Below are 17,844 nucleotides of genomic sequence, written 5' to 3'. Positions count from 1 at the left end.
ATACAATCCGCCCGTGACCGCGCCCGACCTTCTCTCGCAGCTGAACCCCACCCAGGCCCAGGCCGCCGACCATTTCACCGGCCCGGCCCTGGTGATCGCCGGGGCCGGCAGCGGCAAAACCCGGACCCTGATCTACCGCATTGCCCACCTGATCGGGCACTACGGCGTGAACCCCGGCGAGATCCTGGCGGTGACCTTTACCAACAAGGCCGCCGCCGAGATGCGTGAGCGCGCCAGCCACCTCGTGCCCGGCGCCGACAAGCTCTGGATGAGCACGTTTCACAGCGCGGGCGTGCGGATTCTGCGTGCCTACGGCGAACACATCGGCCTCAAACGCGGCTTTGTCATCTACGACGACGACGACCAGCTGGACCTGCTGAAAGAAATCATGGGCTCGCTGCCCGGCATTGGCCCGGAGACCTCGCCGCGCGTGGTGCGGGGGATTCTGGACCGCGCCAAGAGCAACCTGCTGACCCCCGCCGATCTGGACCGCAGCGGCGAGCCGTTCATTTCCGGCATTCCCCGTGAGGCGGCGGCCGAAGCCTACCGGCGGTACGAAGCGCGCAAGAAAAGCCAGAATGCCATTGATTTTGGGGATCTGATCACGGAAACCGTGCGCCTTTTTCGGGAAGTGCCCGGCGTGCTGAACGCGGTGCAGAACCGCGCGAAGTTTATTCATGTGGACGAGTACCAGGATACGAACAGGGCGCAATATGAATTGACGCGGCTGCTGGCCTCAAGGGACCGCAATTTATTAGTGGTTGGGGACCCCGATCAGTGTCTGCCCCCCGAGACGCTGATTTCCACCCCCCAGGGGCAGCGGCCCATCGCGGAGATTCGGGAGGGCGACACGGTATGCGGCGTGGGCGCCGCTGGTGTTCGGGTGCCGGTGCAGGTCACGCACGTCAAGCGTGGCTTTGCCGAGGGACCCCTGTGGCAGGTCAAGGCGGGTGAACAGACTCTGCGCGGCACGCCGCACCATGTGGTCCTGGCCCGCCACCAGCCCATGGAGGGGCAGTGGTACGTGTATCTGATGTACCGCGAGGACCGGGGGTACCGCATTGGGCTCACGGTGGGTGCACGGCAGAACAGCGAGGGCCAGCTGGACTATGGGTGCCGCGTGCGCCTGAATCAGGAAAACGGCGATAAGGTCTGGGTGCTCCGCACCTGTACCTCGCGCGCCGAGGCGGCGTACTGGGAAGCGCTGTATGCCGCTCGGTATGGTCTGCCCACTGCTCTGTTCCACGGACAGGGCCGCAACCTGGCGCTGGGTGAAGTACACCTGGTCCGGCTTTTTGCTGAACTGGACACCCGCGCAGCAGCCCAGCGGCTGATGGCTGATTTACACCTGCACCCGGAGTTCCCGCACCACCGCCCTCAGAACGGCGTGCGGCGTCAGAGCCTGAATCTGGTGATGTTTCAGGACTTCCGGCGCGGCTCGGTGGGTTACCACCGCATTCAGTGGAGCAGCAACCGCGCCGAGATTGCCCAGAAGCTCAAGGAGGCCGGGCACGCCGTTCGGGACAACGGGCGCGGTGGGTACCGCTTGGAACTCAGCCGCAAGGACTACGTGCAGGCGCTGCAGGAGGCCCGGCAGATCGCGCAGGACGGCGGTCTGGAACTCCAGCGCAAGGCCCAGATTGGCGGGCAGATATACGCCTTCATGCCGCTGTCGCACCTGCATCCGGGGATGCGCATGCTGGCAGCGGCGGGCGGAGAACTGCGCGAGGTGGCCGTTGATGAGGTCACGCAGATGTCCTACAGCGGCCCGGTCTACGACCTGACTGTGACGCCCACCCATACGTATCTGGCCCAGAATCTGCTGGTTCACAACAGCATCTATAAGTTTCGTGGCGCCGATATTCAGAACATCCTGGATTTTCAGAAAGATTACCACGATGCAAAGGTCTATTTGCTGGAACACAACTACCGCTCCAGCGCCCGCGTGCTGACCATTGCCAACAAGCTGATTGAAAACAACGCCGAGCGGCTGGACAAGACGCTGAAGCCCGTGAAAGAGGACGGGCACCCGGTCGTGTTTCACCGCGCCACCGACCACCGCGCGGAGGGCGATTTTGTGGCCGAGTGGATTACCCGCCTGCACAATCTGGAAGGGCGCCGGCTGAGGGACATGGCGATTCTGTACCGCACGAACGTCCAGTCGCGCGTGATGGAAGAGTCGCTGCGCCGGGTGCAGATTCCGGCGAAAATCGTGGGCGGCGTGGGCTTCTATGACCGCCGCGAGATCAAGGACATTCTGGCCTACGCCCGGCTGGCCATTAACCCCAGCGACGACGTGGCCCTGCGCCGGATTATCGGGCGGCCCAAGCGTGGCATTGGCGACACCGCGCTGGAAAAGCTGCTGGATTGGGCGCGGGTGAATGGCACCAGCCTGCTGACCGCCTGCGCCAATGCCGAGCAGGCGCGCATTCTGGACCGTGGGGCGCAGAAGCCCGTGGATTTTGCCCGCCTGATGGAGGCCATGAGCGACGCGGCCGACAACTACGAGCCCGCGCAGTTTCTGCGTTACGTGATTGAAACGAGCGGCTATCTGGACCTGCTGCGCCAGGAGGGCCCCGAAGGCGCTGTGCGCATGGAAAACCTGGACGAACTGATCAACGCCGCGCAGGAATGGGCCCAGGAGCACGAGGGCACCATTGCCGACTTTCTGGACGACGCCGCGCTGCTGTCCAGCGTGGACGACATGCGCACGAAGGCCGAGAACAAGGGCGCTCCGGAAGACGCCGTGACCCTGATGACCCTGCACAACGCCAAGGGGCTGGAATTTCCAGTGGTGTTCATCGTGGGGGCTGAAGAAGGGCTGCTGCCCAGCCGGGGCGCGCTTGTCGAGGCGGGCGGTATTGAGGAGGAGCGGCGCCTGTTCTACGTGGGCATCACCCGCGCCATGGAGCGCCTGTTCCTGACCGCCGCGCAAAACCGCATGCAATTTGGCAAGACGAACGCCGCCGAGGACAGCCGCTTTCTGGAGGAAATCGAGGGGCACTTTGACACCATTGACCCCTACGGGCAGGTGATTGAATACCGCGCCAAGACCTGGAAAACCTACCGACCCACCGTGCCTGCCGCTGTGAAGAACACCAGCCCGCTGACGAATGAGATGGCGTACCGGGGTGGGGAGAAGGTTCGGCACCCGAAGTTTGGAGAGGGGCAGGTGCTGGCGGTGGCGGGGGTGGGCGACCGGCAGGAGGTGACCGTGCACTTTCCGACTGCGGGGACGAAGAAGCTGCTGGTGAAGTTTGCGAATTTGACGGCGGTTTGAAGGAAGATTTTTCAGTTTCGTCGCGGGTTGGCCCCAGCCCCCCTACCCCGGAGGGGCAGGGGGGAGCAAGCGTTGGCACTGGGCAAGAGTTTCTACTGAAGTCGGCTGGGGTTGCTCGACCAAGTGACGTGTCCGGCTTCGACGCCATCCGCTGATGACGCGCAATGGCCCGCACGCTGCGCGCACGACGGCCTCGTCTGGACCTGGGCGGTACTGGGGCAAGGTCTCTTGGTGCGGCCCAGAGGGTTCTACTTTGAAAGGCAAAAGAGGCCGACGCTCCTGCTGCCTTTCAAAGTAGAACCTCGTGCCTGAAGTGTCCCCACCTGTCACCTTTACGGGGCAAGCAACGGAAGCCGTCGTGCGCGCAGCGCGCGGGCGTACGGCGATGGGCGGAGGCGGACCACGGCGTACAACGCGGGGCGAAGCCGGGCCGCCCCAAATCGTTAGTCAACGTTTGCCAGCGCAGCGCCGCTCCCCCCTGCCCCTCCGGGGTAGGGGGGCTGGGGGGGTGGGGCCAACCCGCAACCCTCATCGCCCAACACCTCACGAATCAGAAGCCCCTACCCTTCCCGATTCACAAAATGCCGCACCACCCCCACAGGCACCTCCAAAAGTTCCCTCACCACCAACGGATACACCGCCGCCTCCGCCAATGCCCCAAACGCCACCCACTGACAGCTCACCCCGGCATGGTCCAGCGTGGCAAACACCCCATCAGGAACGTCAGCCGGCGCGTCCATGTGGTAGTAAAACCCCAGCTCGTGCTGCCGCTTTTCCGGCGGCCCGAAAAAGTTCTCCACCACCCCCACCAGCCGAAGCGGCCCCGGCGCCACCCCCACCTCCTCCTGCTACTCGCGCCGCGCGGCATTGAGGGTGTCCTCGTTCACGGCCACCGTGCCGCCGGGCAGAAAGTGAAAGCCAGCGCCAAATTCGCCCGGGCCGGTGTTGGTGAGCAGGTGCCTGTTCCGGGTGCAGACAATGGCCACGCGAACGCTGAACTTCATACGGAACTCAGGTGAGCCGAAGGCGAGCCTGAGCGGAGCGAACACGAGAAAATACGGGACTACGGCGATGGAAAAGCATATTTGCGCTCTTCCCAATATGCTTTGGAATCAGAGTAGTCCCGTATCAGGCCCCCCAGGGGCAGGCGAAGATCGGTCATGGGGGCCGTGTGGGGGTCACGGCCGGCCCTGCGCGTCGGTCATTCGGCGGAGGGCCCCTCCAGTTCAGCACGCACGCTGGGATCAGGGTCCCCGGCCAGGGCCGCGCGCAGGGCAGGGGAGAGGTCGGCCCGGCCCGCCAGCGCAAGGCGCACGCCCTCGTCTGGGTCGTTGCGCAGGGCCTCCTGGGCGGGGGCGGGCAGCGCCGGGTGACGCGCAGCGGCCCGGCGCACCCCGGCGTTGGGGTCGCTTGCCAGGGCGGCCAGGGTCTCCGGGGGCGTGGTGGGCGCGTAGGCCACGGCCCGGCGCACCTCGGCGTGGGGGTCGGCGGCCAGGGTGGTCAGGCGCGCGGGGCCCAGGTCGGGGCGCACGGCCAGCACGGTGCGCACGTTGGCGTCGGGGTCACGCAGCAGCGTGTCCAGCACCGCGTCACTCAGGCCCTCGGCACTCGCCACATGCAGGCGAATGTCGGCCTCGGGGGCGCGGGCCAGGGCCAGCACCGCCTCGTCGGGCAGGTCGTGGCGCTCCAGCACGGCGCGGCGCACGGCTTCGGCCTCGTCGGCGGCCAGACGCACCAGGGTCACAGGGGGCGTGTCCGGGCGGCGGGCCAGGGCGGCGCGCACGTCGGGGTCGGCGTCCTGCTCGGCGCGGGCCAGCCATGCGGGCGGCACGGTCCAGCCCTGCAGGGCTGCGGCGCGCACCGCCGGGTCGTCGCTGCCTGCCAGCCACGTGCGCACGTTGCGGGGCAGGTCCACGCGCCGCGCCAGGGTGGCCAGCACGTCCGGGTCGCCGTCGGCAGCCAGGGTGATCAGGCAGTCCAGCGGCAGGTCCAGGCGGCGGGCCACGGCGGCGCGCACCATGCCGTGCCCGTCGGTGACCAGGGTGCGCAGCACGTCGCCGGGCAGTTCTGGGCGCAGGGCCACCGCCTTGCGCACGTCGTAATCGTCGTCAGCGGCCAGCTGGCGCACCAGGGCTTCTGGTAGGGGCTCGCGCCGCGCCACCGCCTCGCGGATCTGCCAGCCGGCGTCCTGGGCCAGGGCCGCTACCCGTTCCGGGCCCAGGTCCGGGCGGGCGGCCAGGGCGGTGCGTACTGCGTAGTCCTCGTGTCGCAGCGCGGCGTCGGTCACCCAGCCGGGTGCGCTGGGGGTATTCAGCAGCGCCACCACGCCGTCGGCTGGAAAGCTGCCCAGCAGGCCCGGGCGCGCCAGCCGCAGCAGAGGCAGGCCGGGGTTGGCCAGCACCGCCTCGGGGTAGGCCGCGGCCAGGGCGCCCAGCACGTCCGGGGGGGTGTTGGGGTGCCGGGCCACCAGGGCGCGCACGCGGCTGTCCGGGTGAGCGGAGAGGCCACCCAGGGTTTCAGCGCTGGCACGCGGGGCGGCGGCGGCCTCCAGCGCGCCCTCGACCCCCAGAATGGTGAGGGTGCGCGGGTCCAGTTCGGTGGTCATGGGCCCGATGATGCCACGTGGCCCTGCGCCTGACCCACCGCCCGGTCTATCAGGGTGCGCGCAATGCTGAAGGGCCCTGGCAACCCCGGCAGGCGGTCCACCGGAAACCAGCGCGCGTCTTCAATCTCGCCGGGCTGCGGCACCACGTCGCCGCCTGTGTACTCGGCTTCAAAGCCCATCATCAGCGAGTGCGGAAAGGGCCAGGGCTGGCTGCCCACATAGCGCAGGTGCTCAATGCGCACGCCCACCTCTTCCAGCACTTCGCGGTGCGCGGCGGCCTCCAGGGTTTCCGAGGGTTCCACAAAGCCTGCCAGCGCCGAGTACACACCGGGGGCAAAGTGGGGGCCGCGCGCCAGCAACAGTTCCGTCTGTGGGCCCTGGCCGCGCCGGATCAGCACCATCACCACGGGCGCCACACGCGGGTAGACCGTGAGGCCGCACGCCGGGCAGGTGCGGGCGCGTTCGTGGCCGGCTTCGGTCAGAGGGGCCCCGCAGCGCCCACAGAAACGGTGGGTGCGGGCAAAGTCAATCAGTTGCGCCGCGTACCCGGCCAGCCCCATCTGCACTTCGGGGAGGCGGGTCAGGCCCGCGCGCAGGGGCAGGGCTTCGAAGCCGGTGGGCAGGTCGCCAGCCAGCCCAGCAGCAAAGAAGGGCTGGCCGTGCAGCGTGCCCAGCGGCGTCACGTCTTCTACAGCAAAGGGGAGGGGCCCGTGCGGCAGCGTGCCGTTTGCCCCCAGCAGCAGGCGGGGCCCGTCAAAGAGAACCCACGCCGCGTCCTCGCCAGGCGCCAGCGTTAGGCTGGGCTGGAAGCTTTCGGGGCGGCTGGTGGCCTTCACCCGTGTTCTTCCAGACGCAGCACCTCGCCAAAGGGAAAGCCCTCGTCTTCCAGGCCGCCGGGCGGCACCACCCACAGCGTGGGCGTGCGGGGGGCCTGCTCGGGAAAATCGCCGTAGCCGTCGGTGAGGTACACCAGCACGTCCGGCTCGTGCTCGTCCAGCAGGCGGAAGATGGGCCGGAAATCGGTCCCGCCGCCGCCCTGGGGGGTCGGAATGGGGCCGCCGGGGCTCAGGTCGTGCGGTCCGTAGGCCTCGGTATCGGCGTAGTAGAGGGTGGCCTTGACATGCGGATAGGCCCCCAGCACCCCCTGCACCTCGCCCACCAGGGCCCGCACCGCGTCGTCGTCCACACTGCCCGAGGTGTCCACGGCAATCAGGGCGCGCAGCGACTCGTCGTCCAGCGCTTCAAGGTACAGGCCCCGCCCCACAAAGCGGCGGTCAAAGCCGCCAAAATCCACCGGCGTGCGTGCCAGAAAGCGCCACAGGTGTGCCCGCCAGTCCAGTCGCGCCGGAGCCAGGCGCATCAGTTCGCGGTGCAGGCCCAGGGGATCGTCGCCCTTGCCGCCGCTCATGGCGTCCACGCTGCGGGCCTGGGCCAGCGCCTGCTGCCACTGCCGCGCCACGCTCTGGCCGGGCTTGCCCTGCTTGGGGGGCGCGTCGCCGGGCGGGGCGTCCAGCAGGTCGTCGCCGTCCTCGTCGCCGTCGCCCTCGGCTTCGCCCTCCAGCGCGGTGTAGACCTCTTCCACGCTTAAGCGCTCCAGGTGCTCGTCGCGCCGGGACTGCGGAGGCGTGGGCAGCCCGGCCGCCGCCACCATGCCGTTCACGATCAGGTCAGCCGACCTGTTCCAGCGCTTCTTCTCGCGCGGCCCGCGCCGCTCCACATGCGACAGCGCCGCGTGCAAGACCTCGTGCAGCAGCAGGCCGTCCAGCACGTCAGGGGGTAGGCTGGCCGCCACCTCGGGGTTTACATACACGCGCTCGCCGTCGGTGCCCGCCGCCGCCACCTCGCGCGAGGGCACGAATTCCGCGTGCAGCAGCAGCGTGGCAAAGAACGCCGACTTGCCCCGCAGCCGCAGGCGCGAGCCGGAAATCAGGCGCTGGAAGTCGGGGGTCATGCGGTCCTCGTCGCACTGCCAGCAGGTACGCGGGTGAAGAGGGCGCTCAGCAGCGGCAGGCTCAGAAGGTAGGCCACCATGAGCAGCTGCTGGCGCAAAAGCCCACGGTGTTGTGATGGCACTGCCAGTTCCTGGGCGCTGTAGGCGGCCCCACCGAAACTGGCCAGTTGGACAGCCGCCGGCTTGGGAAGCGCGGCCAACTCCTGGTAAAACGCCTTGGACACCACTTTTTCCTCCTCGGCGCTGGCGAGCAGCGCGTAGTGGTAGCCCCCTTCCTGTTCATAGCCCACCTGGGTCACGACCTGCGTCTGCAGTGGTGGGCCCAGCAACAGGGAGATGCCTTCGTAGATCGTGGGCGCCGAGATAAGCAGCAGAATCGGAAAACCAGCCCCCACCACCAGGGCCATGGCGGGCGCAAAGCTGGCGGTGCCCGTCAGTGCGCCCGCGATGGCCGGGAAAATAAGAAAAGTGGTGAGCGAAGCCAGCGCCGCGAGTGGAAGCACATGGCTGTCCATGTCTGGCACGCTCAAACGATCAGACAGAACCAGCAGCACGCCAATAGAGATCAGGTGGAAGACCAGCAGGGTGGCATACAGCCTGGTCTTGCGAAAGGCCCGCTCCTGTGGCTCGGTCAGGGCGGCGAGAAGAGGAAGCCCGATCAACCAGACAAAGATGAGCAGGGTCAGCGCGCCCGCCAACAGGGCCGTCACCCGTTCCCCCTGGTCATCTGCCCTGTCCTCGTGGCCACTGGTCTCACCCTTCCGTCAGCGCCAGCGTGCCCTGCACCAGCGCGGCGAGGCGTTCGTCGCGGCCGATCAGGGCGGCCAGTTCGCCCAGCTGACCAATGGCCTGGAACTTGCTCACCAGGGTGGCCACGTACAGCTGCAGCCACTCGGGGCCCGCGCTGTCGGCCAGCCACGTAAAGGCGTGGTACGCCTGATCGGCGCCCGGCGCGCGGGCCGCAAGGCCCACCACGGCGGCGTAGCGCACGCTGGGTTCGTCCGGCAGGCGCAGGCCTCCGCCCCGGCCCTCCAGCACAATGCCCAGGTCTGGCAGCTGTTCGTACAGGCGCACAAAGGCGCTGAACTCGGCCCCCGCCGCCTCGCCAATGGCCGGCGCCGTGTCCAGGCCGGCGCGGTGCAGGCGCGAGGCCATTTCCCAGGCGCGCGGACTGGGCCACGCGGGCTGCTGGGGGTCCAGGCGGTGCAGCAACTCGGGCCGAAAGGTCAGAAAGGCAATCACATGTTCATGCAGACCACGGCCCAGGGCGTAGCCCCGCCAGGAATCAAAGTCCGGGCGCACGGTGAGGTGCAGAAAGCGGTTGGCCAGCGGCGCAGGCATATCGAAGACGCTGGCGCGGTCTTCCTTGCGGTTGCCCGCCGCCCACACGAACCAGCCGTCCGGCAGCTCGTAGCTGCCCACCCGGCGGTCCAGGATGAGCTGCTGCGCCATCCCCTGCATGGTGGGCGGCGCCATATTCACCTCGTCCAGAAACAGAATTCCGGCGCCGTGGCGCGGCAGAAATTCGGGCGGATACCAGCGGCTGACCCCACTGCCGGCGCCGTCGGCTTCGGGTACCGGCAGGCCGCGCAGGTCGGTGGGGGCCAGCTGCGAGAGACGCACGTCCACGAACCCCAGGCCGTGCCGCGCGGCCACCTGCGCCACCACGCTGCTCTTGCCCACGCCGGGTGGGCCCCAGATCATCGTGGACAGTTTCAGGTCGCCGGTCACCAGGGCGCTGAGGTACGTTTGCAGTTCGGCGGCAGTCAGGCTCACAAGGGGCAGGGTAGCGCACGGGCCACGTGCAGGCGCCCGCAGACCGGTGAAGGCTGCGGGCACGGGAGAGAGGGGAGAGGTTACAGGGGAAGTACGCAGCTGGCGCTGGTCTGCGCGTTGCCAATGCGCTGGGTGCCTTCCAGGGTCAGTTGCGGGGGCTGGGCGTAGGTGCCGAACTGGGCCTTGAAATCCATCTCGTAGGCGGGGTTGGCCGAGGAACTGTCGCTGAGCAGCCAGATCAGCATGTGCGTGGGCCCCACATTGACCTGATGGGTGAAGATGCGGATGGCCGAGGCAGAGGGCGTATGCGTGTACTTGAGGGTAGGCGTATCAAAGTCGTAACTGCCGTCGGCGCGGATGGTCACCGTGCAGGGGGCGTTCGCCAGCGTTTTTCCGCTGTAGGTGCCGGCCAGGCAGGCGCTGGCCGCCGGGTCAGAACTGTTCATCACCTGCGGGCAGGCCGCCAGACGGGTGGTGATGGCTGAGCCGGGGCCAGGATTCGGCGCTGGGTTCGGCGTGGGGTTGGGGGTCGGGCCGGGCGTGGGGGCCGGGGCGCCGCCTCCGCCGGTGCAGGCGGCAAGCAGCAGTGGCAGCAGGGCGGCGGTGGTCAGCAGGGTGTGGCGCATAGGGGTCTCCTTACAGGGAAAAAGATGGGCATAGAAAACCGTCGCCGCCGTGACAGGCGGGCGGCGACGGAGGGGAAAATTGAAGCTGGGTTATACGGCTTCCGAAAAATCCCGTCATGTGTTACGGAATTTTTTCGACCGGAGGGCGCAGGAATAAATGCGGATTTCCGGGAATGGACGGCAGTCCGAATTACTTGTCTTCGCAGGCGGGTGAGCGACAGGTCCAGATCCCATCGGTGTGAAGGGCACTGGCCGACACAGAGGTGGTGCCCAGGGCCGAGGCGGCGACAGCCAGCATCAGGAGCCTGGCCAGAAGTGAGCGGATCTTTTGCATGGGTTCCTCCGGGGTCAGAGTGGATAGGTGCGTGAACCATCCTACGGGTCATCTAACACAAAAGAATCTGTAGACTTTTCCAATGGAGCGCGTTAAAATTGTCGATCCCGAAGCAATTCAGGTCCTCATGGACATTGCCAAGATTCGACTGCTGGCTCCGTTTATGGTCGAGGCGCGCACCGTGGCGCAGGTGGCTGAAGTGACGGGGTATTCACACAACGCGCTGGGGTACTGGGTCAAGCGGTTCGTGCGCCTGGGCATTCTGGAAGAGGTGGGCAAGGATCGCCCGGCCCGCTATCAGGCCGCCGCGCAGGAATTTCTGATTGATCCGTCCCGGGTGATGCCACTGGACGACATGCTGGAGGCGCTCTACCGCCCGGCCTGGAACCGGCTGCTTCAGGGGTACACGCGGGAACACCGCCGGGTCTCGGAAGATTGGTATGTCCTGCTGAAATCAACCCCCGGCGGCCTCGTGACGCGGCAGGAAGTGGCCGCCTGGCAGATTGACGAGCCGCAGGCGCCGTCACCAGCGCTGCCACTGAATGACTGGGGCGTGATTCAACTGTCCAGGGAAAAAGCGCGGGAGCTGACGACTCGCCTCTCGGCCCTGATGGCCGAGTATTTCGAGGAGGGCGCCGAGACCCCCCAGGACGATCTTTATGTCTTTCATCTGGGCCTGACCCGAGACGTGCCCCACGAATAGACCAGCGCGGTCCGGCATGATGGTGGCAGCCGGAATCCGTTATAGTTTGCACTGAGTCCAAGATTTTCGCGCCCCCCCCCTTCTGCCCCAAGGAGTTGCCTCTTGCTGCCCCTCGTTCATCAGATTCTGTTTTTCGTCTTTGCCCTCCTGGCCGGTGGCCTTGGCCTGTGGGGCTTTTACCGTTTGTACCGGCGGGTGGCGCGCGGCGCAGCGGCCAGCGAGGCGCGCTTTGATCACCCCGCACAGCGCGTGCTGTATGCCATCCGCGCCAGCCTGACCCAGGAGCGCACCTTCCGCCGCCGCACCTGGGTCAGCGTGCTGCACAGCTTTATTTTCTACGGCTTCGTGTACTACCTGCTGGTGAACGTCGTGGACGGCCTGGAAGGCTATATTCCCTTCCACATTTACAGCAAGGACAGCCCGCTGCTGGCCGGGTACAACCTGCTGGCCGACGTGCTGAGTTTCCTGGTGCTTCTGGGCGTGCTCAGTCTGGTGATTCGCCGCCTGTTCCTGCCGTCAAAGCGCGACTTCCGCTTTACCGAAAAGACGCTGCTGCACCCGCTGGTGCGTGCCAACTACATTCTGCGCGACTCGCTGATTGTCTCGGGCTTCATTACCTTCCACGTGGGCAGCCGCGTGCTGGGCAACGCCGCCAAGATGGTCGAGGAATCCCGTGTGCTGGGCGGCTACGACAGCTTTCAGCCGCTGTCCTCGGCGCTGGGGCGCGTGCTGTTCGGCGGGGCCAGCGAGCAGGCCATTGAGGGCTGGCGCATTGCCGGGTACTGGGGGGCGCTGGGCTCCATTCTGGCGTTCCTGGCGTACTTCCCCTTTTCCAAGCACATCCACATCTTCATGGCGCCCCTGAACTACGCCCTGAAGCGCCCCGCAGGCACCGGCGTGCTGCCGCCCATGAAGGGGCTGGCCGAGGCGATGGAGGCCGAGGAGCCCAAGCTGGGCGCCGAAAAACTGGAAGACCTGGAATGGCCCCGGCTGCTGGACGCCTACGCCTGCATTCAGTGCAACCGCTGCCAGGACGTGTGCCCGGCCAACGCCACTGGTAAGGCCCTGAGCCCGGCGGCCCTGGAAATCAACAAGCGCATGGAGCTGAACGTGATCGCGGCGCACCCCAGCCCGTTCACCCTGAAGCCCGCGCCGTTTGAGGCCGGGGCCAGCACCGCCCACCCGCTGCTGGAATACGCGATCAACGAGGAATCGGTGTGGGCCTGCACCACCTGCGGCGCCTGCATGCAGGTGTGCCCGGTGCAGGACGAACAGATGCTGGATATCGTGGACATCCGCCGCCATCAGGTGATGGTGGCCGGGGAGTTCCCGCCGCAGCTGCAGACCGCCTTCCGGGGCATGGAGCGCGCCAGCAACCCCTGGGGTATTTCCCGCGACAAGCGCATGGAATGGGCCGAGGGCCTGAAAGTCCCCACCATCGACGAAAACCCCGAGCCCGACGTTATTTACTGGGTGGGCTGCGCGGCCAGCTACGATCCCGGCGCCCAGAAGGTGGCCCGCGCCTTTGTGCAGCTGCTGGACCGGGCGGGCGTGAACTACGCGGTTCTGGGCAAGAAGGAAGCCTGTACGGGCGACAGTGCCCGCCGCGCCGGCAACGAATTCCTGTATCAGCAGCTGGCCGAGGAAAATGTGGCGACCCTGAACCAGGTGGCGCCGAAGCTGATCGTGGCCACCTGCCCGCACTGCATGAACGCCATTGGCAACGAGTACCGGCAGCTGGGCGGCGATTACCGCACGGTCCACCACACCGAGTATCTGGAGACGCTGGTGGCGGCCGGGCAGCTGCCCATGGAGCACCTTGACCAGAATGTCACCTACCATGACCCCTGTTACCTGGGTCGCCACAACGGCGTGTACGACGCCCCCCGCAGCCTGATTACCCGCATGGCAGGCGAGGTACTGGAACTGGAACGCAGCCGCGAGAATTCGTTCTGCTGCGGGGCGGGCGGCGCGCAGTTCTGGAAGGAAGAGGAAGAGGGGCGCGAGCGCGTCTCTGACAACCGCTTCCGCGAACTGCAGGCCCGGCTGGACAGCGCCAAGGAGGCCAGCGAGGCATTCGAGCAGACCGGCAAGGTGGTGGCCGTGGGCTGCCCCTTCTGCAAGGCGATGATGAACTCCACGCCCGAAAAGCAGAAGCGCGACGACATCGTGGTCAAGGACGTGGCCGAGCTGATGCTGGAAAGCGTGCAGCGCGCCAGCGGCGAGTTCGTGGCTCCGGCCCTGACCAGTGACCCGGCCGAGGTCCAGGCCGACGCCGCCATGACCCCCAACGCGGCCCTGCCCATGGACCGCACCGGCGAGGCGCCCGCTGCCGGCGCCCCGGCGGCCGTGGTGGGGGAGACCAGCGCCGATACCCTGAATGCCCAGCCCGGCAGCCCGGTACAGAACCCCGACACCCAGCCCGAGCCGCAGGCCGCCGCGCCCACCCCAGCCACGCGCAAAGCCTGGGCCCCCAGGGCCAGAGCCGACGATGTGGCGCCGGTGCCAGCCGCTCCGGCCACAGAGGCGCCGGCCCGCAAAGCCTGGGCCCCGAAAGCGCAGGTGGACGACGTGAGCCCGGCGCCGCTGGCACCCGCCCAGACGCCCGCCGACCCCAGCGCCCCAGCCCGCAAAGCCTGGAAGCCCAGAGCGGCGGACGACGTGAGCCCCGCGCCGGTGGCGCCAGTTTCCCCAGCGGCGCCCGCCGCCGAATCAGCAGCCCCTGCCCCCACGGCGCCGGCGCGCAAAGCCTGGGCCCCGAAGGCCAAGGCCGACGTGGCGCCTGCTGGTGGCGAGCTGACCCCGGGGGAGCCGGCCCCCGCTGCCCAGCCCCCGGCCAATGTTCCCCAGGTGTCGCCCGCCCCCGAAGCGCCGATCCCGGGCGAGCGCAGGAAGTGGGCGCCGAAAGGAACAGGGGCGGTAGCCAGTGCGCCTGCCCCCCGGGCCCCAGAGCCGGTCATTGCAGAGGCGGCCACTGCAGAAGTAGCCTCTGCCCCGGAGGCCCCCACCACCGAGCGCAGGAAATGGACGCCAAAGAGCGCCGCTGCGGCCCCTGCGCCCGACCCCGCCCCCCCGGCAGCCAATCTGGCGCCGACCGACGCGGCGCCCACCGCCTCGCCCACCGCCTCGCCCGGGGAAGCCCCCACCGACACCAGCGCCACGGGCCGCAAGAAGTGGACCCCCAAGAAGGGCGGCTGAACCCAGCCCACGCCACGCCCCGAACCCCGCGCCCCCCGCTCTTGTAACGGGGGGCGCCTCATCGTGAGTCATGTCACGGTAAGATCAGGGAATGACCATCGCCCTTGTCACGGATTCCACGAGTGACCTCAGCGCGCAGCTGTGCTCGGATCTCGGCCTTGTCAGCGTGCCGCTGTATGTGCTGTTCGACGGCAAGATGCACAAAGACGGTATCGAGATCACGCCGTCCGATCTGTTCACGGGCCTGAAGGCCGGCAAAAAGACCCCCAGCACCAGCCAGCCCAGCCCGGCGGAATTTGCCGCTGTCTATACCCAGGCCCTGGAGCGCGCCGATCACGTGCTGAGCCTGCACATCAGCGGGCAGATGTCCGGCACCGTGGGCAGTGCCCGGCTGGCCGCGCAGGACTTTGGTGACAGGGTGACGGTGGTGGACAGCAAATCGGTGAGCATGGGCCTGGGCATGCGCGTGCTGCGCGCCCTGGACCTGATTCAGGCCGGGCGAAGCATTGCTGAGATCGTCACGGAACTGGAGCGCGTCTCGCAGGTGGCCGACATCCGCTTCACGGTGGACACCCTGGATTTCCTGCGCATCAACGGGCGCATTGGTGGAGCGCAGGCGCTGCTGGGCAGCCTGCTGAACATCAAGCCCATTCTGACGGTGAAAAGTGGACGGGTGGAATCGGCCGGGCGCGTGCGGGGCCACAAAAAGGCCATGCAGGACCTCGTGGACCACGTGCGCAAGTACGCCGCGCAGCACGGCGGCGCGCGGGCCGCCTTTATGGCCACCCCGGGCGGCGAAGCCTACCTGAAGGAAGTGCGCGCCGGCCTGCAGGGGCTGCAACTGGACGACCTGGGCGACCATCCCATTGGCGCCGTGGTGGCCACCCACGCAGGCCCCGGCACCGTTGGCGTGACCCTCGAACCCCTGCACACCTGAGGTGGGGCGCCGGAGAATCTGGGTCGCCGCGTGGCTGGCCCTGCTGCTCTTCGGATGCCGCCCGCCGCCGCCCGAAGGGCAGGTGCGGCTGGAACGGGCGCCGGCCCCCACCACGGTGCAGGTGGACCGTCAGGCCCCCGCGCAGGACCCGGACGGCTGCCTGGGCCACGCGCCCCCGGTCCCCAAGGCCCCGCCGCCCCCGCACCACCTGAGCGGGCGCCTGGGCCTGTGGGTGGCGGAACTGGACCCCCAGACCCTGCTGCCGCGCCGCGCCGTGGGCACCAACCCGGACAGCGTGTTTCCGCTGGCCAGCACCTACAAACAGGCGGTGCTGTGGGCCACGTTGCGGGCGGTGGACAGCGGCCGGCTCTCACCGGCCGAGCGCTTTGACGTCACGCGCGAGAACCAGTCGCTGGGCGCCTACCCGTATGACGGCTCGAATGTGCGCGCCCTGACCGAGCGCATGATTCGCAACAGCGACAATACCGCCACCGACATCCTGCACCGCCGGGTGGGCCTGCAGGCCGTGCAGGACACGGCCGACGAACTGGGCCTCTGTGCCACCCGCCTGATTCTGCCCACCCGGGACTGGTGGGTGGCGCAATCGGGCCTGTCGGGTACCTTCAACGGTACCCGGCGCTGGGCCGGGGCCCGGGGCGAGAAGCGGGCGCAACTGGCCGCCCTGATTGACCGCGACGCCCGCGCCTACCGCGCCGACTATCTGCAGCGGCGCCTGGACGAGTACTTTGACCATCGCCACCAGCCAGAGGACGACCTGAAGGCCCTGAACATCAGCACGCCCTACGAGTTCGGGACACTGGTGGCCCACGCTTTTGTGCGCCCGGGGTTACAGCCCCGAACCCAGGCGTGGCAGCGCGAGGTGATGGCCATGGGCTATGGCCGCTCGGGGTTGACGCTCACGCACCAGGGCCGGGTGGCCTATGCGGCGGGCAAGGGTGGCAACGGCTGGCGCCTGCTCACCTACAGCGGCTACGTGCGCACCAAAGCCGGGCAGCATCTGGTGTACGTATTCATGCAGCATGGCGCCCGGCAGACCTACACCATGCCGAACACCCGCCGCGCCTTTGCCTGGATCAACGCCGGCATAAACGCGGTGCTGCGGCAGGACGCAGCCGGGGAAACTTCAGCGGCCAAGCGCTGAGGTCGCCCCGGCGGGCGCGGCGAGCAGTGTGGCTCTGGCTGCCCGCGCTCAGGCCCGCCGCTCTGCGCCGTCGGCGCGGGCCAGTTCGGCGGCCACCGCCGCGTCCAGCTGGGGCCGCGCCTCTTCGTAGGGGGCGTTCAGGGTGGCGCCTGCGGCGGGAACGTGGCCGCCGCCGCCCAGGGCCACCGCGATGTTCTGGGCGCTCAGGTCCCCGCGTGAACGCAGCGAAACCTTCACGCGCTCCCCGTAGTCCTTGATCATCACAGCCAGTTCGGCGCCCTCGGCGTTGCGCAGGGTGCCCACGTAGTTTTCCACATCGTCCCAGGCGGCCCCGGCGCGGCTCAGCATCTCTTCGGTGACCCGGGCCAGCACCACGCGCCCGCCGTGCAGGAATTCCAGGGTGCCCAGCACCTCGCGCAGCAGGGTGTAATAAGTGCGCGGATTGCGCCCCAGCTGGTCACTGAGCCAGCCCAGCCGGGCGCCGGCTGCCCGCAGCCGCGCGGCGCACGCGAAGGTTTCCGGGGTCACGCTGTCAAAGCGGAAGCTGCCGGTGTCGGTGACCAGTCCCAGCATCAGCGGCGTGGCGATTTCGGCGCTCAGGGGCACGTTCAGGTGCTCCAGCAGGTCGGCCACCATCATGGCGGCCGCTGGAATGCTGGGTTCCACCACCCCGGCGGTGGCGCGGCGGGCGTTCGTGCCGTGGTGGTCCACGTTCACCACCGGTCCCTCAAAAACGCTCAGGTCGGCGCCGGCCACCCGGGCCGGATCGTTGTTGTCCACGTCCAGCACGGCGGCCAGGGCGCCGGCGGGCCACGCGGTCAGCGGCTCACTCAGCTCGCCGGGTTCAGGCAGGAACGCCAGGTAGCGCGGCACGCTCATGGGGGCCAGCACCTCGCGGCCCAGGGCGCGCAGGGCGCGGGTCAGGCCCAGCACGCTGCCCAGCGCGTCGCCGTCGGGGTTTTCGTGGGCCAGCACCACAATGGGGCCAGGGTGGGCCAGCAGCACGCGGGCCACCGCTCGCAACTGGTCTGGGTAGGAAGAAGGGCCACTCATTGCGTTCACTATAGGCAGTTGCGCCGCGCGCACGGCCCCGGGGTATGTGAAGGGGCTGTGACACGGCTTCTGTCTGTTGTGCCAACCAATCGGAACAGAGCCGATGTGCCCGCTTCACGCCCGGAGGACTGTTTTTCCCTCCCTCGCGCTGCGCGGCTAGGCCTGTTCGCTCGCCCCTGCACCGCTGTTGCACGGGGTGGGGTCGGCGTCCGCCTGACA

15 protein-coding genes are annotated in these 17,844 nt (G+C 68.2%); 5 read left to right on the top strand and 10 right to left on the bottom strand.

Annotated features, from left to right (window positions below; all coding sequences use genetic code 11):
* The first annotated feature begins 13 nt into the window (after positions 1–13).
* Positions 14–3,280, top strand: a complete 3,267-nt coding sequence (locus C8263_RS03245; protein WP_107136664.1) for a UvrD-helicase domain-containing protein — start codon at positions 14–16, stop codon at positions 3,278–3,280.
* A gap of 560 nt (positions 3,281–3,840) precedes the next feature.
* On the opposite strand, the gene C8263_RS19570 is transcribed toward C8263_RS03245, so the two are convergent.
* The 9 genes from C8263_RS19570 to C8263_RS19200 form a co-directional block, all read right to left on the bottom strand.
* On the bottom strand, positions 3,841–4,119 hold the full coding sequence (locus C8263_RS19570) for an NUDIX hydrolase (protein ID WP_233218613.1): 279 nt from the start codon (positions 4,117–4,119) through the stop codon (positions 3,841–3,843).
* 9 nt (positions 4,120–4,128) lie between these two features.
* Positions 4,129–4,284 (bottom strand): NUDIX hydrolase, encoded by a 156-nt coding sequence (locus tag C8263_RS19565; protein ID WP_233218612.1) that lies wholly within the window; start codon positions 4,282–4,284, stop codon positions 4,129–4,131.
* A gap of 197 nt (positions 4,285–4,481) precedes the next feature.
* Positions 4,482–5,885, bottom strand: coding sequence for a hypothetical protein (locus C8263_RS03235; RefSeq protein ID WP_107136663.1), 1,404 nt, complete (start codon positions 5,883–5,885; stop codon positions 4,482–4,484).
* Positions 5,882–6,721 carry an NAD(+) diphosphatase gene (gene nudC, locus C8263_RS03230; protein ID WP_199188290.1) on the bottom strand — a complete coding sequence of 280 codons (840 nt, stop codon included), beginning with the start codon at positions 6,719–6,721 and terminating at the stop codon, positions 5,882–5,884. The genes C8263_RS03235 and nudC overlap by 4 nt, the downstream gene beginning before the upstream one ends.
* A complete protein-coding gene (locus tag C8263_RS03225) occupies positions 6,718–7,836 on the bottom strand; it encodes a vWA domain-containing protein (protein WP_107136662.1) in 1,119 nt (372 codons plus the stop codon). The genes nudC and C8263_RS03225 overlap by 4 nt, the downstream gene beginning before the upstream one ends.
* Positions 7,833–8,534 carry a hypothetical protein gene (locus C8263_RS03220; protein ID WP_146160570.1) on the bottom strand — a complete coding sequence of 234 codons (702 nt, stop codon included), beginning with the start codon at positions 8,532–8,534 and terminating at the stop codon, positions 7,833–7,835. The genes C8263_RS03225 and C8263_RS03220 overlap by 4 nt, the downstream gene beginning before the upstream one ends.
* A 55-nt stretch (positions 8,535–8,589) precedes the next feature.
* Complete coding sequence (locus C8263_RS03215; protein ID WP_107136660.1) at positions 8,590–9,612, bottom strand: ATP-binding protein; 1,023 nt, start codon at positions 9,610–9,612, stop codon at positions 8,590–8,592.
* A gap of 80 nt (positions 9,613–9,692) precedes the next feature.
* Positions 9,693–10,238, bottom strand: coding sequence for a hypothetical protein (locus tag C8263_RS19790; protein WP_107136659.1), 546 nt, complete (start codon positions 10,236–10,238; stop codon positions 9,693–9,695).
* 190 nt (positions 10,239–10,428) lie between these two features.
* Positions 10,429–10,572, bottom strand: a complete 144-nt coding sequence (locus C8263_RS19200) for a hypothetical protein (protein WP_158263731.1) — start codon at positions 10,570–10,572, stop codon at positions 10,429–10,431.
* Between the two features lie 82 nt (positions 10,573–10,654).
* Between C8263_RS19200 and C8263_RS03205 the strand changes: the two genes are divergently transcribed.
* The 4 genes from C8263_RS03205 to C8263_RS03190 all read left to right on the top strand — a co-directional run bounded on the left by C8263_RS03205 (position 10,655) and on the right by C8263_RS03190 (position 16,572).
* Positions 10,655–11,275: a hypothetical protein gene (locus tag C8263_RS03205; RefSeq protein WP_146160569.1), complete on the top strand. Its 621-nt coding sequence runs from the start codon at positions 10,655–10,657 to the stop codon at positions 11,273–11,275.
* Between the two features lie 102 nt (positions 11,276–11,377).
* Positions 11,378–14,473, top strand: a complete 3,096-nt coding sequence (locus C8263_RS03200) for a (Fe-S)-binding protein (protein WP_107136657.1) — start codon at positions 11,378–11,380, stop codon at positions 14,471–14,473.
* A gap of 91 nt (positions 14,474–14,564) precedes the next feature.
* Positions 14,565–15,410: a DegV family protein gene (locus C8263_RS03195; protein WP_107136656.1), complete on the top strand. Its 846-nt coding sequence runs from the start codon at positions 14,565–14,567 to the stop codon at positions 15,408–15,410.
* A 1-nt stretch (position 15,411) separates the two neighbouring features.
* Entirely contained in the window at positions 15,412–16,572 is a 1,161-nt protein-coding gene (locus tag C8263_RS03190) for a serine hydrolase (RefSeq protein WP_107136655.1), read from the top strand.
* Between the two features lie 48 nt (positions 16,573–16,620).
* Here C8263_RS03190 and C8263_RS03185 read toward each other — a convergent pair whose 3' ends face one another.
* Positions 16,621–17,625 (bottom strand): DHH family phosphoesterase, encoded by a 1,005-nt coding sequence (locus C8263_RS03185; protein ID WP_107136654.1) that lies wholly within the window; start codon positions 17,623–17,625, stop codon positions 16,621–16,623.
* Positions 17,626–17,844: the final 219 nt, after the last annotated feature.

This window comes from Deinococcus arcticus (assembly GCF_003028415.1).
Classification (GTDB): domain Bacteria; phylum Deinococcota; class Deinococci; order Deinococcales; family Deinococcaceae; genus Deinococcus; species Deinococcus arcticus.
This window is presented reverse-complemented; position numbering and strand designations above follow the sequence as displayed.